Raw genomic sequence first — 19005 nt, forward strand, 5'->3', positions numbered from 1 at the left:
CCCGGCGCGAGGGCCGCCGAGGTGTTCCGCGGTGCTTGTGGGTGATGTGAAGAGGACGGTGTCCCTGGCGTCAGCTGATCCAGCCGCCGAAGAGGCCGCCGTGGGCCATGCCGAGGAAGAAGCCGACTGCCGAGGCGCCGAGACCGAGGATCAGTCCGAAGCGCTCACGGGTCGTCTCCGAGATCCACTGGCCGTACGCGCCGGTGCAGATCCCTACCAGGCCGGCCCAGGAGCTGAGCAGGTGGAGGTTGTGGAACATCGCCGTGACGAAAGCCAAGACCCCCAGCACCAGGGTCACCGCGAGCAGCGAGTCCTGGAGAGGGTGGGGTTTTCCGTCCGTGGCGAAAAGGCCTCCGACGGCGGTGTTGGGTCGCATTGCCTGTGCCATAGGGCACCTCCTGCGGAAGGCGGCGCATCGTAGCGCCATACACACCCGATGTGTACAGATTGTCGGTCCTGGCGGCCGGATTTCAACCGGAAGCCGGTGTGCGGGTAGTCTGTACCGTCTGCACTGGTGTCTGCCCATGTCACGACCGGGACTACCGCGAGGAAGCCCCGATTGTCAGTGGCGGCCGATACCGTTGCGTACGCATCACGACCCTCCTGCCACGGAACGACCGTGGCCGCTGAGTCCAAAGGAGGTGGGTTCCACATGCGTCACTACGAGGTGATGGTCATCCTCGACCCCGATCTGGAGGAGCGCGCTGTCGCCCCCCTGATCGAGAACTTCCTCTCCGTCGTCCGTGAGGGCAACGGAAAGGTCGAGAAGGTCGACACCTGGGGCCGTCGTCGTCTCTCGTACGAGATCAAGAAGAAGCCCGAGGGCATCTACTCGGTCATCGACCTGCAGGCCGAGCCTGCGGTCGTCAAGGAGCTCGACCGCCAGCTGAACCTGAACGAGTCGGTCCTCCGGACCAAGGTCCTCCGCCCCGAGACCCACTGAGCTCTCCCGCTCAGCTGATCTCGGGATTCGAGTAGCAGCAACCAAGCAGCCAGAGCAGCAAACCCGCCGAGAGGTACCCCCATGGCAGGCGAGACCGTCATCACGGTCGTCGGCAATCTTGTCGACGACCCCGAGCTGCGCTTCACCCCCTCCGGTGCGGCGGTCGCGAAGTTCCGTGTCGCGTCCACCCCCCGCACCTTCGACCGTCAGACGAACGAGTGGAAGGACGGCGAGAGCCTGTTCCTGACCTGCTCGGTCTGGCGTCAGGCGGCGGAGAACGTCGCGGAGTCGCTCCAGCGAGGCATGCGCGTCATCGTGCAGGGCCGGCTGAAGCAGCGGTCCTACGAGGACCGTGAGGGCGTCAAGCGCACGGTCTACGAGCTGGACGTCGAGGAAGTCGGCGCCAGCCTGAAGAACGCCACGGCCAAGGTCACCAAGACCGCCGGCGGTGCCGGCCGAGGTGGCCAGGGTGGTTACGGCGGCGGTGGCGGCCAGGGTGGCGGCGGCTGGGGTGGAAACTCCGGCGGCGGCCAGCAGGGCGGCGGCGGTGCTCCCGCCGACGACCCGTGGGCTACCGGCGCTCCCGCCGGTGGTAACCAGGGCGGCGGCGGTGGCGGCGGCTGGGGTGGAAACTCCGGCGGCGGCCAGCAGGGCGGCGGCTACTCGGACGAGCCCCCCTTCTAAGGGCTCGTATCCCCACTTCTTGATCACACAGGAGAAACACCATGGCGAAGCCGCCTGTGCGCAAGCCTAAGAAAAAGGTCTGCGCTTTCTGCAAGGACAAGGTCACGTACGTGGACTACAAGGACACGAACATGCTGCGGAAGTTCATTTCCGACCGCGGCAAGATCCGTGCCCGCCGCGTGACCGGCAACTGCACGCAGCACCAGCGTGACGTCGCCACGGCCGTCAAGAACAGCCGTGAGATGGCGCTGCTGCCCTACACGTCCACCGCGCGATAAGGGAAGGGTGACCGACTCATGAAGATCATCCTCACCCACGAGGTCTCTGGCCTCGGTGCCGCTGGCGACGTCGTCGACGTCAAGGACGGTTACGCTCGCAACTACCTGATCCCGCGGAAGTTCGCTATCCGCTGGACCAAGGGTGGCGAGAAGGACGTCGAGCAGATCCGTCGTGCTCGCAAGATCCACGAGATCCAGACCATCGAGCAGGCCAACCAGGTCAAGGGCCAGCTCGAGGCCGTCAAGGTCCGTCTGGCCGTGCGCTCCGGCGACGCCGGTCGTCTCTTCGGTTCCGTCACCCCGGCCGACATCGCCTCGGCGATCAAGGCGTCCGGTGGCCCCGAGGTCGACAAGCGCCGCATCGAGCTCGGTTCGCCGATCAAGACCCTGGGCGCCCACGAGACGTCCGTGCGTCTGCACCCCGAGGTTGCCGCCAAGGTCAGCATCGAGGTCGTCGCGGCCTGACCGCTGCGCTCGGCTTGAGCAGTTGTGAGAGGGGCCGTACCCACTGGGGTACGGCCCCTCTTGCTTGCCCGAGTCGAGCGGCTTGGCGTCTCTCGGTGTTTCACGTGAAACGTCCCGGACCGGCATGCTTCATGTGAAGCGGAACATCGCGGGCTGACATCGCGGGGTGGCGTGTTTCACGTGAAACGAGCCAACATCGAGCGACGTTTCATGGGAAACATCAGCGGGTCGCGCCCGTGACGATCCAGCGTCCCGACCGAGCGCGCAGCCACAGGGTCAGCATGCGAACCGCCATCATCAGCGTCATGGCTCCCCAGAGGGCTGTCAGGCCGCCACCGAGCACCGGTACCAGCAGAGCCACGGGCGTGAAGACCGCCAGCGTGAGCACCATCGCCCATGCCAGGTACGGCCCGTCTCCCGCACCCATCAGTACGCCGTCCAGGACGAACACGATTCCGCAGATCGGCTGGGAGAGTGCCACGACGAGCAACGCGGGCAGCGCGGCATCCTTCACCACGGGGTCACTGGTGAACAGGGGCAGGAACGCGGGCCGGGACACGACCACCAGCAGGCCGAGTATCACGCCGACCGCGATCCCCCACTGCACCATGCGGCGGCATGCCTCGCGTGCGCCCTGGGCGTCGCCCGCACCGAGATAGCGGCCGATGATGGCCTGCCCCGCGATGGCGATGGCGTCCAGGGCGAAGGCGAGGAGGCTCCACAGGGACAGGATGATCTGATGCGCCGCGATGTCCGCGTCGCCGAGTCGGGCCGCGACCGCGGTGGCGATCATCAGGATGGCCCGGAGCGAGAGCGTACGGACGAGCAGGGGGACGCCGGCCTGGGCCGAGGCTCGGATGCCCGCCGCGTCGGGACGCAGAGAGGCACCGTGGGCTCGGGCTCCGCGGACGACCACCGCGAGGTAGACGGTCGCCATGCCGCACTGGGCGATGACGGTGCCCCAGGCGGAGCCGGCGATACCGAGGTCGGCGCCGTAGACGAGGACCACGTTCAGGACCGCGTTGGCGACGAAGCCACCGATGGCCACGTAGAGGGGGGTCTTCGTGTCCTGCAGGCCCCGGAGGACTCCGGTCGCGGCGAGAACGATGAGCATGGCCGGGATGCCAAGGGAGGAGATCCGAAGATACGTGGTCGCGTAGGGAGCGGCCGTGTCCGAGGCGCCGAAGAGCTCCACCAGGGCGGGCGCCATGGGCAGGACTACGGCGACGACCGCGGCGCCGATCAGGAGTGCCAGCCAGATACCGTCCATGCCCTGCCGGATGGCGGACTGGAGGTCACCGGCGCCGACCCGCCGGGCGACGGCCGCTGTGGTGGCGTAGGCGAGGAAGACGAAGACGCTGACGGCGGTCACGAGGAGGGCCGAGGCGACGCCCAGACCCGCGAGTTGTGCGGTGCCGAGATGGCCCACGATCGCGCTGTCCGCCAGGACGAAGAGGGGCTCGGCGACGAGCGCGCCGAAGGCCGGGACGGCCAGTGCGACGATCTCTCGGTCGTGCTGGCGCCGGGCGGCGCGCGAGGTCGCGGGAGCGTGTGTCATGAGCACCAATCTAATCGTCCACAGGTAATGGATGCAATTGATTAGTGACCCTTACTTGGTGTCTGGTGTGGCACGCTTGCGCGGCTCGTTCGATCTGATCTTGGTCCGGACGGGAAAGTTTTTCTTCTGCACAGCCGGTGGATGGGAAGTATGCAGGTCAGCGCGGGTCTCTCGGAAGAAGGGCGAGCTTGTTCACAGGGCTGTCCACCGGGTCGTGCACAGGTTTTGCGGAGTTCTCCACAGCATCCGGCCCGTCGTCCACATGGCCTGTGGATAACCAGATTGGCTGACGGTGCCGACGGGCCTACGGTGGTCCGGCGCCCGCTCCGTCCGTCGGCTGGGAAACCATCACAAAACCGACGCGCCACAAACGGAGTTGGGCCTCCTATTTGTCAGTGCCGTGCCGTAGAAAGAGAGGCACGGCGAGGTCCGCTCGGCGGACGGGAGGAGGTGGCTCGGTGAGTATTTCCGAGCCCTTGGACGATCCGTGGGCCGACAGCGGTCCCAGTGATCGTCTGCCTGCCTCGCGCCGACGCGGCGACGGGGGCAGGGGCCGCGACGAACAGCACGACCGCGGCCGGGAGAACGGCGAATGGGACGGCGGAGGCACCTCGTTCGAGCGGGTGCCGCCGCAGGACCTCGACGCGGAGCAGTCCGTGCTCGGCGGCATGCTGCTGTCCAAGGACGCCATCGCCGACGTCGTCGAGGTCATCAAGGGCCATGACTTCTACAAGCCGGCCCACGAGACGATCTTCCAGGCCATCCTCGACGTCTACGCCAAGGGTGAGCCGGCCGACCCCATCACGATCGCCGCCGAACTGACCAAGCGCGGCGAGATCAACAAGGTCGGCGGCGCATCGTATCTGCACACCCTCGTCCAGACGGTTCCGACGGCGGCGAACGCCGAGTACTACGCGGAGATCGTCCACGAGCGGGCCGTGCTGCGGCGGCTGGTCGAAGCCGGCACCCGCATCACGCAGATGGGATACGCGGCCGACGACGACGTCGACGAGATCGTCAACCGCGCCCAGGCCGAGATCTACGCGGTGACCGAACAGCGCACCAGCGAGGACTACCTCCCGCTCGGCGACATCATGGAGGGCGCGCTCGACGAGATCGAGGCGATCGGCTCCCGCACCGGCGAGATGACCGGTGTACCCACCGGCTTCACCGACCTCGACTCGCTCACCAACGGTCTGCACCCGGGCCAGATGATCGTCATCGCGGCCCGACCCGCCATGGGTAAGTCCACGCTGGCGCTGGACTTCGCGCGGGCTGCGTCGATCAAGAACAACCTGCCGAGCGTCATCTTCTCCCTCGAAATGGGGCGCAACGAGATCGCGATGCGTCTGCTGTCGGCCGAGGCGCGCGTGGCCCTGCACCACATGCGGTCCGGCACCATGACGGACGAGGACTGGACCCGCCTGGCCCGTCGGATGCCGGAGGTCTCGGCCGCTCCGCTCTACATCGACGACTCCCCGAACCTGTCGATGATGGAGATCCGCGCGAAGTGCCGTCGGCTCAAGCAGCGCAACGACATCAAGCTCGTGATCATCGACTATCTCCAGCTGATGCAGTCCGGCAAGCGGTCCGAGAGCCGTCAGCAGGAGGTCTCGGACATGTCCCGTAACCTCAAGCTCCTCGCCAAGGAGCTCGAAGTCCCGGTGATCGCGCTGTCGCAGCTCAACCGTGGCCCCGAGCAGCGCACGGACAAGAAGCCTCAGGTGTCCGACCTGCGTGAGTCCGGCTCGATCGAGCAGGATGCCGACATGGTGATCCTGCTCCACCGCGAGGACGCCTACGAGAAGGAGTCACCGCGCGCCGGCGAGGCGGACATCATCGTCGGCAAGCACCGTAACGGCCCGACAGCGACGATCACGGTCGCCTTCCAGGGCCACTACTCCCGTTTCGTGGACATGGCCCAGACCTGAGCCGTCCCTCCCGCACCAAATCAGCTCGACGCCCCGGCACTCGCCGGGGTGGACTGGGTTCATGACGACATCCCAGGAAGAGCTGCTCCCCGGCACGCGCCGTGCACTGCTGCACCGCATCGCCGTGGCCCAGGCCGAAGGGCGGACACCGTCGCTGGTCGCGACGGTCGTGCGGGGCGGTCGGGCAGTCTGGCACGGCTCACGGACCTCGGTGGACGGACACGGCCCGGACGAGAACGTGCAGTACCGGATCGGCTCGATCACCAAGACCTTCACCGCCGTTCTCGTACTGCGGCTGCGCGACGAGGGCGTGCTGGACCTCGGTGACCCGCTGGAGAAGCACGTGCCGGGGACCGGCGCGGGGGAGGCGACCATCGCCGAACTGCTCGCGCACACAGCCGGGTTGGCGGCCGAGTCACCGGGGCCGTGGTGGGAGCGGACCCCGGGCGCCCTGCGCCCGGAGCTGTCGGACGTCCTGGGCGAGCGGCCCTTCCTCCATCCGGTCGGCCGCCGCCATCACTATTCGAACCCCGGTTACACCCTGCTGGGCGCCGTGGTGGAGAAGCTGCGCGGGGCACCGTGGGAAGAGGTGCTACGGCGTGAGGTGCTCGAACCCCTGGGTCTGGACCGTACGAGCGCTCAGCCCCGGGCGCCGCACGCGGGCGGCTGGGCCGTGCACCCCTGGGCCGACGTGATGTTGCCGGAGCCCACCGAGGACCTGGGGAGGATGGCTGCGGCGGGCCAACTCTGGTCCACGACCGGCGACTTGGCGAAGTTCGCGGCTTTCCTGGCGAACGGGGACGATCGGGTGCTGAGCGCGGAGACGGTAAGGGAGATGCGCACGCCTGCCGCACCGGCCGAGGTCGCCGATGTGGTGGACGGCGCCTCCTACGGCCTCGGGTTGCAGATCCAGCACCGGGACGGCCGACTGCTGGTGGGGCACTCCGGTTCCCTGCCGGGGTTCCTGGCCAACCTCACGATCAGCGTGGCGGACGATGTCGCGGCAGTGGTGCTGGCCAACTGCACCTCCGGACCGATGCTGTCCTCCGTGGGCGCCGACCTCGTCCGGATCGTCGCCGAGGCCGAGCCGCGCATTCCCGACCCGTGGCGCCCGCTGCCCGAAGTCGACGCCGGTGTAATGGAGTTGGCGGGGCAGTGGTACTGGGGCACGCACGCCTTCGCCCTGCGACTCACCTCCGAGGGAGGAGTCTCCATGGGGCCGTTGTCCGGCGGTGGCCGTCGCTCACGCTTCCATGCCAACGGTGACGGCACCTGGACGGGGCTGGAGGGCTACTACGCCGGAGAGCTTCTACGGGCCGTACGGCGGCCGGACGGCAGCGTGAGCCACCTGGACCTGGGGTCGTTCGTGTTCACGCGTGAGCCGTACGACGAGGGGGCTCCTGTGCCGGGTGGGGTGGACCCGGAGGGGTGGCGCGGCATCGGTTGAGCGATGCGGGGGCTTGTTTCACGTGAAACAAGCCCCCGCGATGCACGGAACATCAGAGCGGCAGTTTGAAGCCCACGTGCGAGGCCTCGAAGCCGAGCCGTTCGTAGAAGCGGTGGGCGTCGGTGCGGGTGACGTCGGAGGTCAGCTGGACCAACTGGCAGTTCTGGCGCCGGGATTCGTCGATCGCCCACTCGATGAGCTGGGTGCCCAGACCGCTGCCGCGCTCGTCGGCGTGCACACGGACGCCTTCGATGATCGATCTGGTGGAGCCGCGCCGGGACAGGCCGGGGATGACCGTGAGCTGGAGGGTGCCGACGACGCGGCCCTGGCGCACGGCGACCATCAGGTGCTGGTTGGGGTCGGAGCTGAGCCGCTCCAGTGCCGTCAGATATGGGGCGAGGTCGTCGGGTGACTCGCGCTGGGCGCCCAGCGGATCGTCGGCGAGCATCGCGACGATCGCGGTGACGTCGTCGGAGCCGGCGGCACGTATTTCAAGATCTCCCATGCCCTCAGCCTATGCGGGCACCTTCAGCGACTCGACGACCTTGACCAGGGGCGCCAGCTCGGGGTTCCTGGCCGCTTCGTCCAGCGCCTCGCGCAGCGCGGAGTCGTTGGTCGGCCGTGCCTCCTCCAGCAGGGCAAGGCCTGCCGGCGTGACGTTGGTGTAGATGCCGCGGCGGTCAGTGGGGCACAGGTAGCGGGTCAGCAGGCCGCGGTCCTCCAGTCGCGTGACGAGTCGCGTGGTGGCGCTCTGGCTCAGGACGACCGCGTCGGCGACCTGCTTCATCTGGAGGTGACCGCCGTCGCCGTCGTGCTGGCGGCTGAGGACGTCGAGCAGGGAGTACTCGCGCACGCTGAGGTCGTGCCTGGCCTGGAGGGCCCGCTCGATATGGGCCTCGATCCTCCCGTGCAGCAGGGAGAGGGCGCACCAGCCCTGGGCGAGGGCGGTGAGTGCGGGGTCCGTCGCTGTCATTGGCGCTTCCTTCGTCCCGGAACGACTGAAACCAGGATAGGGCAGACCCGCAATAGCCTGCGCTTGCAATTAACAAGCGTCTGCAAGTATTGTCATCAACCGTAAAGCGCTCATGCAATCAACTGGGAAGGTGCAGACCTCCATGCCTCTCGCGCTTCTTGCCCTCGCGATCGGGGCCTTCGGCATTGGAACCACCGAGTTCGTGATCATGGGCTTGCTGCCCGAGGTCGCGGGGGACTTCGGTGTCTCCATCCCCACGGCCGGCTTCCTGGTGACGGGCTACGCGCTCGGCGTCATGTTCGGCGCCCCGCTCATGACCGTGCTCGGCACCAAGGTCCCCCGCAAGCGCATGCTGATGGCGCTCATGGGCCTGTTCATCGTCGGCAACCTGCTCTCCGCCCTCGCCCCCGCGTTCGGCGTCATGCTGATCGGCCGGATCGTCGCCTCGCTCGCCCACGGTGCCTTCTTCGGCATCGGATCCGTCGTCGCGGCCGAACTGGTCGCCCCGGACAAGAAGGCCGGCGCCATCGCGATGATGTTCACCGGCCTGACGGTCGCCAACGTCGTCGGCGTGCCGCTCGGCACCCTCGTCGGACAGACCGCCGGCTGGCGGGTCACCTTCGCCGTCGTCGCCGCGCTCGGCGTCGTCGGCCTGATCGGCATCGCCAAGCTGGTACCCGACCTGCCCAAGCCCGAAGGCGTGCACCTGCGCCACGAACTGGCCGCCTTCAAGAACACCCAGGTCCTGCTTGCCATGGCGATGACCGTGCTCGGCTTCGGCGGTGTCTTCGCTGCGATCACCTACATCGCGCCGATGATGACCCATGTCACCGGCTTCGCCGATGGCTCCGTCACCTGGCTGCTCGTCCTCTTCGGCCTCGGCATGGTGGGCGGCAACCTGGTCGGCGGCAAGTACGCGGACCGCGCCCTGATGCCCATGCTGTACGTCTCCCTGGGCGCCCTCGCGATCGTCCTCGCGCTCTTCACGTTCACCGCCCACAACAAGGTGCTCGCTGCCGTCACGATCGCGCTCATCGGCGCCCTCGGCTTCGCCACCGTCCCGCCGCTCCAGAAGCGCGTCCTCGACCAGGCGCACGGCGCCCCGACGCTCGCCTCGGCCGTGAACATCGGCGCCTTCAACCTCGGCAACGCACTCTCCGCCTGGCTCGGCGGCCTCGTGATCAGCGCCGGCCTCGGCTACACCGCCCCCAACTGGGTGGGCGCGGCCCTCGCCGCGGGCGCCCTGGGACTCGCCGTCCTGTCGGCGGCTCTGGAACGCCGGGACAGCGGGCCCAGCGTGATAGTCGCCGGAGCCGGAGCCGCTGCCGTTTCCCCCGAGCAGCGGTCCGTCGCCCATCACTGAGGCTGAGCCGACCGCCGACCGCCGACCGGCGGTGCGGACACCGCGCCGGTCCCCGTAACTCCTCGGGGACCGGCGCAGCCGTATGTCGGCGCTCCTCAGTTCGTCGTGGCGGTCGCGGTCACCCCGCCGCCACCGTCACCGGCGCGAACCGACGGCTCCAGTCGCCCGGCAGTTCCGGGATGCCGTACGTCATGACCGCGTTGAAGGAGACGGACGCCAGGCCGTGCTCCTTCGCCCAGGCCAGCAGTTCTTCGTGCCGTACGTCGATGTCGGTGCGCAGCGGGCGGTCCGTGTGGGCGGCGAGGGAAGCGATGAGCGCCTTGGCCGTCTCCGTGTCCCGGGCCACGAGCGGGCCCACGACATGGGTGTCCATGTTGGGCCACGCGGCCGCGTATCCGATGATCCGGCCGTTCTCCTCGGCGACCCGCAGCTGGTCGGCGAAGGCGGGCAGGCGCGTGACGATGTGTGTGCGGTCGGCGCCGAACACCGTCTCGTCGAGCCGAAGGATGGCGGAGAGATCCCCACCCGTGGCCGCCCGTGTCGTGACGGTGGCCCGGTAGCCGTCGGCATTGAAGTGGCCTCGCACCATCTCCGCCCGGCCGGTGGCCTTGAAGCCCAGTTCCTCGTAGAGGGGGCGGCCGTTCGGTGTCGCGTGCAGGGTGAGCGGTGTGGTGCCCATCGTCGCGAGCACATGGCGCATCAAGCGGCGGCCAATGCCCTTCCGGGCGTGCCGTTCGGCGACCAGGACCATACCGATGGCTCCCAGCTCCGGGCGCTCCTGTGGCCCGTACGTGGTGACGACGCAGGCACTGACGAGTCCGCCCTCGGGATCGTCGATGCCGTATCCCGTTCCGGAGGCGAGGAGGTAGCCCCACTTGTGCTCCTCGCGCGGCCACCCCCGGTCCTCGGACAAGTCGGCGCAGGCGACGAGATCGCGGTGCGTCAGACGGCGGATGGGCAGAGAAGCGGGGGAAGGTGTCGACACGCAGGTCAGGCTGTCTGAAGGGCACCCCTGGCGTCCACCTGTTTCCGCGGAGAAGTACGAGCTTTTGGCCATGCCGTAGCCGTCCGCACAGCCCGACGACAGCTGGTTGTTGTTTCACGTGAAACATGGGCGAGCCGTAGGAATCCGGCATCCGCGTCGATCCACCGAAAGCCGGCCCGGCTAGCCTCGGGCTCCATGGCCAGACTTCATCTCTTCGATCTCGACGGCACGTTGTTGCACGGAACCTCCGCGCCCGTCGAGATATCCCGGCAACTCGGCCTGGAAGCCGAGGCCGTGGCCCTCGACCAGGCGATCTCGTCGGGTCTCATCGAGCCGCCCGAGTATGCGACGCGGGTGCACACCCTGTGGGCGGATCTCACGGACGCCCATGTGACGGCCGCATTCGAGGGGGCGCCTTGGTTGGCCCGTATTCGTGAGGTCTGGGGGGAGATCCGAAGCAACGGCGACTACTGCGCCGTGGTGTCGCTCTCGCCGTCCTTCTTCGTGGAGAGACTCATCGACTGGGGTGCGCATGCGGCGCACGGGTCGCGCTTTCCCGCCGTGCCGTTCACCGAGCCCGTGGATCCGGCCGGGGCGCTCAATGCGGCGGCCAAGGTCGTGATTGCCGATCGGTTGTGCAAGGAGTTCGGGGTCACTCGGGCCGATTGTGTCGCTTACGGAGACTCGTCGTCCGACAGGGACCTCTTCGGTGTGGTTCCGGTCTCCGTGGCGGTCAATGCCGACAGTCATCTGGCCGGTCTCGCGACCCACTCCTATGCGGGGAAGGATCTGTGGGGAGCCTATGAATTGGCGTGTCGCTCCTGGTAATTGAGCGAATTCGTGGTGCCCGTCCTTGGCTCATTCATGGCGGACCGAGGGGGGACTTGTGTGCGGAGCGGTGCCCGGTAGGGTCGACTCCGGTTCTCGTCCGGCGAGGAGCGTGTTCTGTGAGCACCTCCTCGTGTCGGGCCGCGAACGAGGCAACGCAGCCTAATGGGACGGAGAGATCGAAGACCCGCATTTTCGGTTATGCGGCCGGGTATCCGTGCGCGATGGGATGCTGCGGTGAGAGCGCTGCGGCCAATGTCGCACTGTCTCCTTACTTGTCCGTATGGGGCGTTAATACGGGTCGAATAAGGCCGCATCGGCCGTGGCCATCGACGGAGAAAGCAAGCCGTCTGCGGGGGCAGCAGGCACATTCCGACCGGGGAAGTGCGCAGACCGACCGAAAGATGTTCGAGGCGAGGCACACCATGGACGCTCCGACCACTACGTCGGCCGACAACGGCACTTCCGGCGGCGGGGGCGGCTGGTTCACGCCGCACCAGCAGCCGGTGACGGCGCCGGGCGGTGAGCAGGAAGCCGCCGAGGGCAACCGACTGGCGGCACTGCGCCCGGTCGGCAGGACCACGACCGAACACGACGAGCACACGGCGGCACCAGAGACGGGGCAGCGCCACCAGCCCGCCCCACCTGTCCCACAGCAGCCGATACCCCCCGTCCCGCAGTCACTCGCCCCTCATCAGCCCGCGCCATCCGTCCGGCAGTCACTCGCCCCCCACCAGCCCGCACCCCCCACCCCGCCGTCACCCGTACCGACCCCACCGGCGCCCCCGATATCGGCCCATGCGGCACCCGCGGCACCCCCTCCCGCCGAACAGCGTGTGCCGCCTCAGCGGGCCGCCCCCGCGAGGGCTCAGCAAGCCTCCCCGGACGCGGTTCTCATCCGCCGGACCATGTCGGAGGTCGGCCCCGTGGCCGACAAGGTCACCTCGTACTTCTACGCCCTGCTCTTCGTCCGCCACCCCGAATTGCGCTCGCTCTTCCCCGCGGCGATGGACACCCAGCGGGACCGGCTGCTCAAGGCGCTGCTCACCGCCGCGGAACACATCGACAACACCCCCGTCCTAGTGGACTACCTCCAGAACCTCGGCCGCGGTCACCGCAAGTACGGCACCCGTCCCGAGCACTATCCGGCCGTCGGCGAGTGCCTCATCGGCGCGCTGAGCAAGTACGCCGAGCACGTCTGGGGGCCGGAGTTCGAGGCGGCGTGGGTGCGGGCGTACACGACGATCTCGCAGGTGATGATCGACGCGGCGGCCGCGGACGAACTGCGGGCGCCCGCCTGGTGGCACGCGGAGGTCGTCGCGCACGACCTGAGGACGCGGGACGTCGCCGTCGTGACCGTCCGCCCGGACCAGCCCTATCCCTTCCTCGCCGGGCAGTACACGAGCCTGGAGACGCCCTGGTGGCCGCGGATCTGGCGGCACTACTCCTTCGCTTCGGCACCCCGTTCCGACGGCCTGCTGTCGTTCCATGTGAAGGCCGTTCCCGCGGGCTGGGTCTCAGGCGCCCTGGTGCATCGCGCCCGGCCCGGCGACATCCTCCGCCTCGGCCCGCCGGCCGGCTCGATGACCGTGGACCACACCACCGACAGCGGCCTGCTCTGCCTGGGTGGCGGTACCGGCATAGCGCCCATCAAGGCACTGGTCGAGGACGTGGCCGAACGCGGCGAGCGCCGCCCGGTCGAGGTCTTCTACGGCGCCCGCACCGACATCGACCTGTACGACATCGACACGATGCTCCGTCTCCAGCAGTCCCATCCCTGGCTCTCGGTCCGCGCGGTCATCGACCAGCAGGCGCGTCTCCAGCTCCCCGACGCGATCCGCAGGTACGGCCCCTGGAACGAGTACGACGCCTATGTCTCGGGCCCACCCGGGATGATCCGCAGGGGCGTGGACGCGCTGAGGGACAGCGGCATCCCTTCCGAGCGCATCCGCCACGACTCGGTGGAGGAGCTCGTCGTCATCGGCGACTGAGCACCCAGCTCCGCCTCATCCCAGGTCGGGCGCGTGCATGGCACGTACGCCCTCGATGTTGCCGTCCAGGTAGTGGCGCAGCGACAGCGGTACGAGGTGGACGGAGGCGATCCCGACCCGGGTGAACGGCACCCGCACGATCTCGTACTCGCCGATGGGCTCGTCCACCTCGGGCCCGTGCCGCAGGGAGGCGTCCATGGACTCCAGGCGGCAGACGAAGAAGTGCTGGACCTTCACCCCGGTCGCGCCGCCGTCCTCGCCGATGTGCTCGACGGTGTCGACGAAGCAGGGCACCACGTCGGTGATCTTGGCGCCGAGCTCCTCGTACACCTCGCGGTGCAGGGCGTCGACGACGGTCGTGTCACTCGGCTCGACCCCGCCACCGGGGGTGAGCCAGTAGGGATCCACACCAGGCTTGGTGCGCTTGATCAGGATCAGATCGTCGCCGTCCAGGAGAACGGCACGTGCGGTGCGCTTGACCACGGGTCGGACGGTCATGGGTGAAATGTGGCCCGCTTGGTTCCACGTGAAACATCGCCTGCGGTCATTGCCCGAGAACATCGGGCGCCTGGTCGAGAATCGCAGGTCAGCCCCAGTCGTCTGCCGCCCGCAGCAGCCACTCGTGCGCCCGTGCCACATGCGGCATCGCCAGCGTGCCGGTGCGGACCACCAGGAAGTACGTCCGCAACGGCGGCACCGCGGGATGGTGCAGCGCGACCACGTCCCCTCGCTCCAGCGCCTCGGCGCACAGATAGCGGGGCAGGACCGCCAGCCCGGCTCCCGCCGCGGCGCAGGCCAGTACGGCGCGCAGGTCGGGGACGATGACGGTACCCGGAGCGGCTGGTCGGGAGTCGAAGACGGAAGCCCAGTAACGGGAGACGAACGGCAGCGACTCGTGCACCTCGACCACCGGAACGTTCTCCAGGGCGTGCGCGCCCTTGTGGCGCAGTGTTCCCGCACCGATCTGCTCGGCCCGGAGCGGGGAGGCGACCAGGACGTGGACTTCGTCGCAGAGCGGAGTCGCGGTGAGCAGGGCACCGCGCGGACGGGCCGTGCAGATGGCCAGATCATGATGTCCGGCGGCCAGCCCCTCCAGGGTCTCCTCGGCGTTCCCGAAGGAGGCGCGCAGCGCGAAGCCCTGGCCGTCCTCGCCGGTCAGCTCGGTGAGCGCGGGCAGGGCCCGTTCGGCGGTGAACTCGGGTGGCCCGGCGAGGTGCAGGGTGCGTAAGGACGACTCGTCGTCGAGCCCCGTCTCGGCTATTTCCACGAGGGCGTCAAGATGCGGCGCCGCCTTGTGGGCGAGTTCGTCGCCGATGGTCGTCGGGGTCACGCCACGCGCCTGCCGTAGGAACAGGGGGCGGCCCAACTGCCGCTCCAGAGTGCGGATCTGCGAGGTCACGGCGGGCTGCGAGAGGCCCAACAGCGCGGCGGCGCGGGTGAAGGAGCCGGCCCGGTGCACGGTCACGAAGGTCCGCAACAAGGCCAGATCCATGCTGCGCCCTCCCCTTCCGTGCCTGTTCCAGCCCCCGGCCGGGCCCCAACTATAAATATGTCGATAGGTCTCTGTCGCTACTGTGATTGGACACTGACACAGAGTCAACTAGCCTTGTTCGCGCGGTTCTTCGCGCGCGGAACCGAGGACGGTCCGAGCCACGAGGGGGGAGGCTCGGACCGTCCGTTGTGCGTAGCCCGACACCGACCGATGGGTACGTGTAGCGGTCATTCGACCGACTCCCGCAGCGCACGCAGCACATCCGTCACCAGGTCCTCGGTGTCCTCGGCGCCGGCCGAGAAGCGGATGAAGCCTTCCGGCACCGCGTCCCCGCCCCAGCGCCCTCGCCGCTCGGCCGTCGAGCGCACCCCGCCGAAGCTGGTGGCGTCGTCCACGAGCCGCAGCGCCTGAAGGAAACGCTCGGCACGCGCGCGCGTGGGCAACGAGAAGGAGACCACGCACCCGAAGCGGCGCATCTGCCGCGAGGCGATCTCGTACGACGGGTCGTCCGGCAGCCCCGGATAGCGCACCCCGAGCTCCTCCGGCCCGTCCCGCAGCGCCTCGGCGACCGCCAGCGCGTTGGCGCTCTGCCGCTCGACACGCAACTGGAGCGTGGCGATCGACCGGTGAGCGAGCCAGGTCTCCATGGGGCCGGGGATCGCTCCGACGAGCTTGCGCCAGCGTCGTACCGCCGTCATCGCCTCGGCGTCGTGGGCGCTGACGTAGCCCAGGAGGACGTCTCCGTGCCCCGTGAGCTGCTTGGTGCCGCTCGCCACCGAGAAGTCGGCGCCGAGCTCCAGGGGGCGCTGTCCGAGCGGTGTGGCGAGCGTGTTGTCGACCGCGACGAGGGCACCACGCGCGTGGGCCGCGTCCACGAGCCGCCGGATGTCGCAGACGTCGAGGCCGGGGTTGGACGGCGTCTCGAGCCACAGCAGCCGCGCGCCCTCCAGCACGGCCAGCTGGGCGTCCGCGCCGGTCGGAGCGGTGCGGACCTGGATGCCGTACGCCCGCAGCTGTTCGTGGACCAGGGGCAGCGCCTGATAGCCGTCGTCAGGCATGACGACCGTGTCCCCGGCGCGCAGTTGGGAGAAGAGCACCGCTGAAATGGCGGCCATCCCGGAGGCGAACACGAGCGTCTGGACGTCGTCCCGCCCGGGTGCCTCCAGCTCACCGACGGCCCGCTCCAGCAGGGTCCAGGTGGGGTTCTCGTCGCGGCCGTAGGTGTACGGCCCCTCGACGTCGCCCGGCAGATGGAAGTGGGCGGCGAAGACCGGGCCGGGAAGGGTGGGCTCGTTCTTGACGGGCTCGGGGAGCCCGGCCCGCACCGCGCGCGTGCCCTCCCCGGTGCCCCCGGTCGATTCGCTCATGCGGCCTGTCCCTCCACGTGTTCACGGACGGCGGCGAGCAGCCCCTCGCTCGCCGCCTCCACCATCTCCAGACACTCCTCGAAGCCGTCCATGCCGCCGTAGTACGGGTCCGGTACGTCGAGATCGTCGCCCGCCGACCTGTCGTACGAGCGCAGCAGACGTACCTTCGCCGCGTCCTCCGGGGTGGGCGCGAGGCGGCGCAGGGCCTTGAGGTGGCCGTGGTCGAGGGCGATCACGAGGTCGAGGCGGGCGAACCACGACGGCCGGAACTGACGGGCCGTGTGGGCGCTGTCGTACCCGTGTTCCTCGAGGACGGACACGGTGCGCGGATCGGCGCCGTCGCCCTCGTGCCAGCCGCCCGTGCCGGCGCTGTCGACCTCGACCCGGTCGTCGAGCCCGGCCTCCGCAGTGCGGGTGCGGAAGACGGACTCGGCCATCGGCGAGCGGCAGATGTTGCCGGTGCAGACGAAGCAGACGCGGTAGGTCATCCCCGGGCTCAGTCCCCGTCGGGGAGGATGACGTTGAGCGCCCAGGACACGATCGAGATGATCAGGCCACCGAGGACGGCGGTCCAGAAGCCGTCGACGTGGAAGCTCAGGTCGAGCTTGTCCGCCAGCCACGACGTCAGCAGCAGCATCAGCGCGTTGACGACCAGGGTGAACAGGCCGAGCGTCAGGATCAGCAGCGGGAGGCTGAGCAGCTTCACGATCGGCTTGACCAGGAAGTTGACCACGCCGAAGATCAGCGCGACGAGGATCAGGGTCCCGATCTTCTTACCAGTGCTGTCACCGGTCAGGGTGATCTTGTCGAGCAGCCACACGGCGACCGCCAGGGCGCCCGCGTTGGCGATCGTCTTGACTACAAAATTCTTCATGTGTCTGATCGTGGCAGAAGAGATCGGTTACCAGCAGTGGGACAGGGGCGGACAACGGCGATGAAGGCATTCCGGCTGGACGAACTGGAGGCGGAGCGCGCCGCCAACGACGGCGCCTACCTGCAGTTTCTGCGGGAACGGAACATGTCGGCGGGCCTGTACGCCCTGGACGCCGGTGAGCATGATCCACAGAAGCCGCACAACCAGGACGAGGTCTACTTCGTTGTGAGCGGCCGTGCCGCGATCACGGTGGGGATGGAGACGACCCAGGTGGCCCGCGGCAGCGTGGTGTACGTGCCGGCCGGTGTCGCCCACAAGTTCCACCACATCAGCGAGGACCTGAGGGTCCTGGTGGTGTTCTCTCCGCCGGAAAGCTGAGCCGCGACCTCGGGGTTCCCTAGGGGTTCGATCAGGGGAGGACGGGGGGTGCGAAGCCCCCGCCCGGGCCCTTGCCCGTCCTAGCATCGAAGCAGGACATCGGAGTGATCCGGCGACAAGAGAAGCCGGGACGAGAGAGGGTAAGGGCGATGCGTGAGATCTTCGCGGGACTGCCGTGGTGGGTGAAGTGGATCGCGGTGCCCGTCATCGCCCTGGTCGTGTTCGGCGGGCTGATAGCCAGTGTGCTGCACTTCGTCGTCTGGCTGCTGTTCAAGGCACTGGTCTTCGTGGCCCTGGTCGGCGGGCTCATCTATGTCGTACGGAAGTTCACGTCGAGCTCCTCGTCGCGCAGCGACTGGTGAGGAGCGCGTGGGGCGCCGGTGATCGGTAACAGGAATCACTGGTTCCCTCGGGCGAGGGAAGTTTCCGGCACAGGCCGTCTGTGAGCGGTGGCAGGCGGTTAAAGTCCGGAATTCGACGCGGGGACGATCCCCCGCGAGCGGCGTACACCCCCTCCCGTGTCCCCCCGCACGGGCAGCCCCCTCGTGCTTCGGGAGTGACCCTTGGCCACGGTTGACACCGCCCCCGCAGAACTTCACGTACCCCTACAGACGGCGCCCCCGGCACGACCGGAGAGTTCCGTACGACGGGACGGGACGACGACCCCGGACCAGCCGGATCCGCCCGAGCAAGCACCCTCCGGAACCCTCATCGGCTCCGTGCAGCGTGCGATGCGCCTGCTGGAGTCCGTCGCCGGACATGAGCACGGCGCCCCGGCCAAGCAACTGGCCCGGGAGACCGGCCTGGCCCTGCCGACGGCTTACCATCTGCTGCGCACGCTCGTCCACGAGGGCTATCTGCGCCGCGACAAGGGCCTGTTCTTCCTCGGCGCGGCGGCCGAGCGACTGAGCAGCAGCGGAGCCCAGGAGAAACGTCGCAGCACCGTCGTCGAGGCCCTCGCGCACTGGCGGGACGTGATCGGCGTACCCGTGTACTACGCCATGTACCGCGACGGCGAGATCGAGGTCATGTGCGTCTCCGACACCCCGGGCAATCCCGCGGTCGAGGAGTGGGCCGACTTCCGTGAGACCGGACACGCGCACGCCATCGGTCAGTGCCTGCTCTCCCAACTCGACGAGAGCGCCCGCCGCGACCACCTCGAGCGCTACCCCGTACAGGCCATCACCCCCTACACCGTGCGCGACAGCCATGTGCTGCTCCGGCGGCTGGACCGGATGGGGCGGATGGACCCGGTCTTCGAAGAGCAGGAGTACGCGCTCGGGACGGTGTGCGCGGCGATTCCGATCACCATCGGGCCGACCGCCGCGACGATGGCCATTTCTCTCCCTTCCCACCAGGCCGATCGACTGCTAGTCGCCACCCGTCGGCTACAGAGCGAGATCGGACAGCTCCTGGGGTCGCTCGCGATCTCTATCAGTATCTGAAAA

General features: G+C 68.6%; 22 protein-coding genes. 12 read left to right on the forward strand and 10 right to left on the reverse strand.

Going from position 1 to position 19005, the window contains the following annotated elements; all coding sequences use genetic code 11:
• Window positions 1-70: 70 nt before the first annotated feature.
• Window positions 71-388, reverse strand: a complete 318-nt coding sequence (locus ACIHIX_RS11825) for a hypothetical protein (RefSeq protein WP_399953377.1) — start codon at window positions 386-388, stop codon at window positions 71-73.
• Window positions 389-652: 264 nt separating this feature from the next.
• On the opposite strand from ACIHIX_RS11825, the gene rpsF reads away from it, so the two are divergent.
• The 4 genes from rpsF to rplI all read left to right on the forward strand — a co-directional run bounded on the left by rpsF (window position 653) and on the right by rplI (window position 2370).
• Window positions 653-943, forward strand: a complete 291-nt coding sequence (gene rpsF, locus ACIHIX_RS11830) for a 30S ribosomal protein S6 (protein ID WP_007383258.1) — start codon at window positions 653-655, stop codon at window positions 941-943.
• Between the two features lie 81 nt (window positions 944-1024).
• Window positions 1025-1627: a single-stranded DNA-binding protein gene (locus ACIHIX_RS11835; protein WP_399953380.1), complete on the forward strand. Its 603-nt coding sequence runs from the start codon at window positions 1025-1027 to the stop codon at window positions 1625-1627.
• Between the two features lie 41 nt (window positions 1628-1668).
• On the forward strand, window positions 1669-1905 hold the full coding sequence (gene rpsR, locus ACIHIX_RS11840) for a 30S ribosomal protein S18 (protein WP_003949403.1): 237 nt from the start codon (window positions 1669-1671) through the stop codon (window positions 1903-1905).
• Window positions 1906-1923: 18 nt separating this feature from the next.
• Entirely contained in the window at window positions 1924-2370 is a 447-nt protein-coding gene (rplI, locus tag ACIHIX_RS11845; RefSeq protein WP_329337132.1) for a 50S ribosomal protein L9, read from the forward strand.
• A 220-nt stretch (window positions 2371-2590) separates the two neighbouring features.
• On the opposite strand, the gene ACIHIX_RS11850 is transcribed toward rplI, so the two are convergent.
• Window positions 2591-3928 (reverse strand): MATE family efflux transporter, encoded by a 1338-nt coding sequence (locus ACIHIX_RS11850; RefSeq protein ID WP_399953383.1) that lies wholly within the window; start codon window positions 3926-3928, stop codon window positions 2591-2593.
• A 458-nt stretch (window positions 3929-4386) separates the two neighbouring features.
• Between ACIHIX_RS11850 and dnaB the strand changes: the two genes are divergently transcribed.
• Both dnaB and ACIHIX_RS11860 read left to right on the forward strand, forming a co-directional pair.
• Complete coding sequence (dnaB, locus tag ACIHIX_RS11855) at window positions 4387-5859, forward strand: replicative DNA helicase (protein ID WP_399953386.1); 1473 nt, start codon at window positions 4387-4389, stop codon at window positions 5857-5859.
• 61 nt (window positions 5860-5920) lie between these two features.
• On the forward strand, window positions 5921-7306 hold the full coding sequence (locus tag ACIHIX_RS11860) for a serine hydrolase domain-containing protein (RefSeq protein ID WP_399953388.1): 1386 nt from the start codon (window positions 5921-5923) through the stop codon (window positions 7304-7306).
• A gap of 52 nt (window positions 7307-7358) precedes the next feature.
• Here the strand turns inward: ACIHIX_RS11860 and ACIHIX_RS11865 are convergent, their stop codons facing one another.
• Window positions 7359-7811: a GNAT family N-acetyltransferase gene (locus tag ACIHIX_RS11865; protein ID WP_399953391.1), complete on the reverse strand. Its 453-nt coding sequence runs from the start codon at window positions 7809-7811 to the stop codon at window positions 7359-7361.
• 9 nt (window positions 7812-7820) lie between these two features.
• Window positions 7821-8279: a MarR family transcriptional regulator gene (locus ACIHIX_RS11870; RefSeq protein ID WP_329337141.1), complete on the reverse strand. Its 459-nt coding sequence runs from the start codon at window positions 8277-8279 to the stop codon at window positions 7821-7823.
• 142 nt (window positions 8280-8421) lie between these two features.
• Between ACIHIX_RS11870 and ACIHIX_RS11875 the strand changes: the two genes are divergently transcribed.
• The gene (locus ACIHIX_RS11875) at window positions 8422-9642 is read left to right on the forward strand and encodes an MFS transporter (RefSeq protein ID WP_399953394.1); all 1221 of its coding nucleotides are present in this window, start codon (window positions 8422-8424) and stop codon (window positions 9640-9642) included.
• Between the two features lie 118 nt (window positions 9643-9760).
• On the opposite strand, the gene ACIHIX_RS11880 is transcribed toward ACIHIX_RS11875, so the two are convergent.
• Window positions 9761-10627: a GNAT family N-acetyltransferase gene (locus tag ACIHIX_RS11880; RefSeq protein ID WP_399953397.1), complete on the reverse strand. Its 867-nt coding sequence runs from the start codon at window positions 10625-10627 to the stop codon at window positions 9761-9763.
• Between the two features lie 195 nt (window positions 10628-10822).
• Here ACIHIX_RS11880 and ACIHIX_RS11885 point away from each other — a divergent pair, with 195 nt between their 5' ends.
• Together ACIHIX_RS11885 and ACIHIX_RS11890 are read left to right on the forward strand one after the other, a co-directional pair.
• Window positions 10823-11455 carry an HAD family hydrolase gene (locus tag ACIHIX_RS11885; RefSeq protein ID WP_399953400.1) on the forward strand — a complete coding sequence of 211 codons (633 nt, stop codon included), beginning with the start codon at window positions 10823-10825 and terminating at the stop codon, window positions 11453-11455.
• 404 nt (window positions 11456-11859) lie between these two features.
• The gene (locus ACIHIX_RS11890; RefSeq protein WP_399953403.1) at window positions 11860-13446 is read left to right on the forward strand and encodes a globin domain-containing protein; all 1587 of its coding nucleotides are present in this window, start codon (window positions 11860-11862) and stop codon (window positions 13444-13446) included.
• Window positions 13447-13461: 15 nt separating this feature from the next.
• Here the strand turns inward: ACIHIX_RS11890 and ACIHIX_RS11895 are convergent, their stop codons facing one another.
• From ACIHIX_RS11895 to ACIHIX_RS11915, 5 genes are all read right to left on the reverse strand, one after another.
• Complete coding sequence (locus ACIHIX_RS11895; protein ID WP_399953405.1) at window positions 13462-13944, reverse strand: NUDIX domain-containing protein; 483 nt, start codon at window positions 13942-13944, stop codon at window positions 13462-13464.
• An 88-nt stretch (window positions 13945-14032) separates the two neighbouring features.
• Window positions 14033-14938: a LysR family transcriptional regulator gene (locus tag ACIHIX_RS11900; RefSeq protein WP_399953408.1), complete on the reverse strand. Its 906-nt coding sequence runs from the start codon at window positions 14936-14938 to the stop codon at window positions 14033-14035.
• Between the two features lie 227 nt (window positions 14939-15165).
• Entirely contained in the window at window positions 15166-16305 is a 1140-nt protein-coding gene (locus ACIHIX_RS11905) for a cystathionine gamma-lyase (RefSeq protein ID WP_399953411.1), read from the reverse strand.
• Window positions 16302-16793, reverse strand: a complete 492-nt coding sequence (locus ACIHIX_RS11910) for a low molecular weight protein-tyrosine-phosphatase (RefSeq protein WP_399953413.1) — start codon at window positions 16791-16793, stop codon at window positions 16302-16304. Before ACIHIX_RS11910 ends, ACIHIX_RS11905 begins: the two co-directional genes overlap by 4 nt.
• Before the next feature lie 8 nt (window positions 16794-16801).
• The gene (locus tag ACIHIX_RS11915; RefSeq protein WP_097266196.1) at window positions 16802-17179 is read right to left on the reverse strand and encodes a phage holin family protein; all 378 of its coding nucleotides are present in this window, start codon (window positions 17177-17179) and stop codon (window positions 16802-16804) included.
• Window positions 17180-17239: 60 nt separating this feature from the next.
• On the opposite strand from ACIHIX_RS11915, the gene ACIHIX_RS11920 reads away from it, so the two are divergent.
• The 3 genes from ACIHIX_RS11920 to ACIHIX_RS11930 all read left to right on the forward strand — a co-directional run bounded on the left by ACIHIX_RS11920 (window position 17240) and on the right by ACIHIX_RS11930 (window position 19002).
• Window positions 17240-17557, forward strand: a complete 318-nt coding sequence (locus ACIHIX_RS11920) for a cupin domain-containing protein (RefSeq protein WP_329337155.1) — start codon at window positions 17240-17242, stop codon at window positions 17555-17557.
• A gap of 149 nt (window positions 17558-17706) precedes the next feature.
• Window positions 17707-17919: a DUF5326 family protein gene (locus ACIHIX_RS11925; protein ID WP_329337157.1), complete on the forward strand. Its 213-nt coding sequence runs from the start codon at window positions 17707-17709 to the stop codon at window positions 17917-17919.
• Between the two features lie 357 nt (window positions 17920-18276).
• Window positions 18277-19002, forward strand: a complete 726-nt coding sequence (locus ACIHIX_RS11930) for an IclR family transcriptional regulator (RefSeq protein WP_399953418.1) — start codon at window positions 18277-18279, stop codon at window positions 19000-19002.
• Window positions 19003-19005: the final 3 nt, after the last annotated feature.

Origin of the sequence: Streptomyces sp. NPDC051913 (assembly GCF_044593635.1) — a bacterium.
Taxonomy (GTDB): domain Bacteria; phylum Actinomycetota; class Actinomycetes; order Streptomycetales; family Streptomycetaceae; genus Streptomyces.

What these genes read in the sequence shown, in the direction of transcription:
- ACIHIX_RS11865 (WP_399953391.1), bottom strand. Translation starts at nt 7,811, where the DNA reads ATGGGAGATCTTGAAATACGTGCCGCCGGCTCCGACGACGTCACCGCG.
- ACIHIX_RS11900 (WP_399953408.1), bottom strand. Translation starts at nt 14,938, where the DNA reads ATGGATCTGGCCTTGTTGCGGACCTTCGTGACCGTGCACCGGGCCGGC.
- ACIHIX_RS11915 (WP_097266196.1), bottom strand. Translation starts at nt 17,179, where the DNA reads ATGAAGAATTTTGTAGTCAAGACGATCGCCAACGCGGGCGCCCTGGCG.
- ACIHIX_RS11835 (WP_399953380.1), top strand. Translation starts at nt 1,025, where the DNA reads ATGGCAGGCGAGACCGTCATCACGGTCGTCGGCAATCTTGTCGACGAC.
- ACIHIX_RS11920 (WP_329337155.1), top strand. Translation starts at nt 17,240, where the DNA reads ATGAAGGCATTCCGGCTGGACGAACTGGAGGCGGAGCGCGCCGCCAAC.
- ACIHIX_RS11905 (WP_399953411.1), bottom strand. Translation starts at nt 16,305, where the DNA reads ATGAGCGAATCGACCGGGGGCACCGGGGAGGGCACGCGCGCGGTGCGG.
- ACIHIX_RS11890 (WP_399953403.1), top strand. Translation starts at nt 11,860, where the DNA reads ATGTTCGAGGCGAGGCACACCATGGACGCTCCGACCACTACGTCGGCC.
- ACIHIX_RS11910 (WP_399953413.1), bottom strand. Translation starts at nt 16,793, where the DNA reads ATGACCTACCGCGTCTGCTTCGTCTGCACCGGCAACATCTGCCGCTCG.
- ACIHIX_RS11870 (WP_329337141.1), bottom strand. Translation starts at nt 8,279, where the DNA reads ATGACAGCGACGGACCCCGCACTCACCGCCCTCGCCCAGGGCTGGTGC.
- ACIHIX_RS11875 (WP_399953394.1), top strand. Translation starts at nt 8,422, where the DNA reads ATGCCTCTCGCGCTTCTTGCCCTCGCGATCGGGGCCTTCGGCATTGGA.
- rplI (WP_329337132.1), top strand. Translation starts at nt 1,924, where the DNA reads ATGAAGATCATCCTCACCCACGAGGTCTCTGGCCTCGGTGCCGCTGGC.
- ACIHIX_RS11860 (WP_399953388.1), top strand. Translation starts at nt 5,921, where the DNA reads ATGACGACATCCCAGGAAGAGCTGCTCCCCGGCACGCGCCGTGCACTG.
- rpsR (WP_003949403.1), top strand. Translation starts at nt 1,669, where the DNA reads ATGGCGAAGCCGCCTGTGCGCAAGCCTAAGAAAAAGGTCTGCGCTTTC.
- ACIHIX_RS11885 (WP_399953400.1), top strand. Translation starts at nt 10,823, where the DNA reads ATGGCCAGACTTCATCTCTTCGATCTCGACGGCACGTTGTTGCACGGA.
- rpsF (WP_007383258.1), top strand. Translation starts at nt 653, where the DNA reads ATGCGTCACTACGAGGTGATGGTCATCCTCGACCCCGATCTGGAGGAG.
- ACIHIX_RS11895 (WP_399953405.1), bottom strand. Translation starts at nt 13,944, where the DNA reads ATGACCGTCCGACCCGTGGTCAAGCGCACCGCACGTGCCGTTCTCCTG.
- ACIHIX_RS11825 (WP_399953377.1), bottom strand. Translation starts at nt 388, where the DNA reads ATGGCACAGGCAATGCGACCCAACACCGCCGTCGGAGGCCTTTTCGCC.
- ACIHIX_RS11850 (WP_399953383.1), bottom strand. Translation starts at nt 3,928, where the DNA reads ATGACACACGCTCCCGCGACCTCGCGCGCCGCCCGGCGCCAGCACGAC.
- ACIHIX_RS11925 (WP_329337157.1), top strand. Translation starts at nt 17,707, where the DNA reads ATGCGTGAGATCTTCGCGGGACTGCCGTGGTGGGTGAAGTGGATCGCG.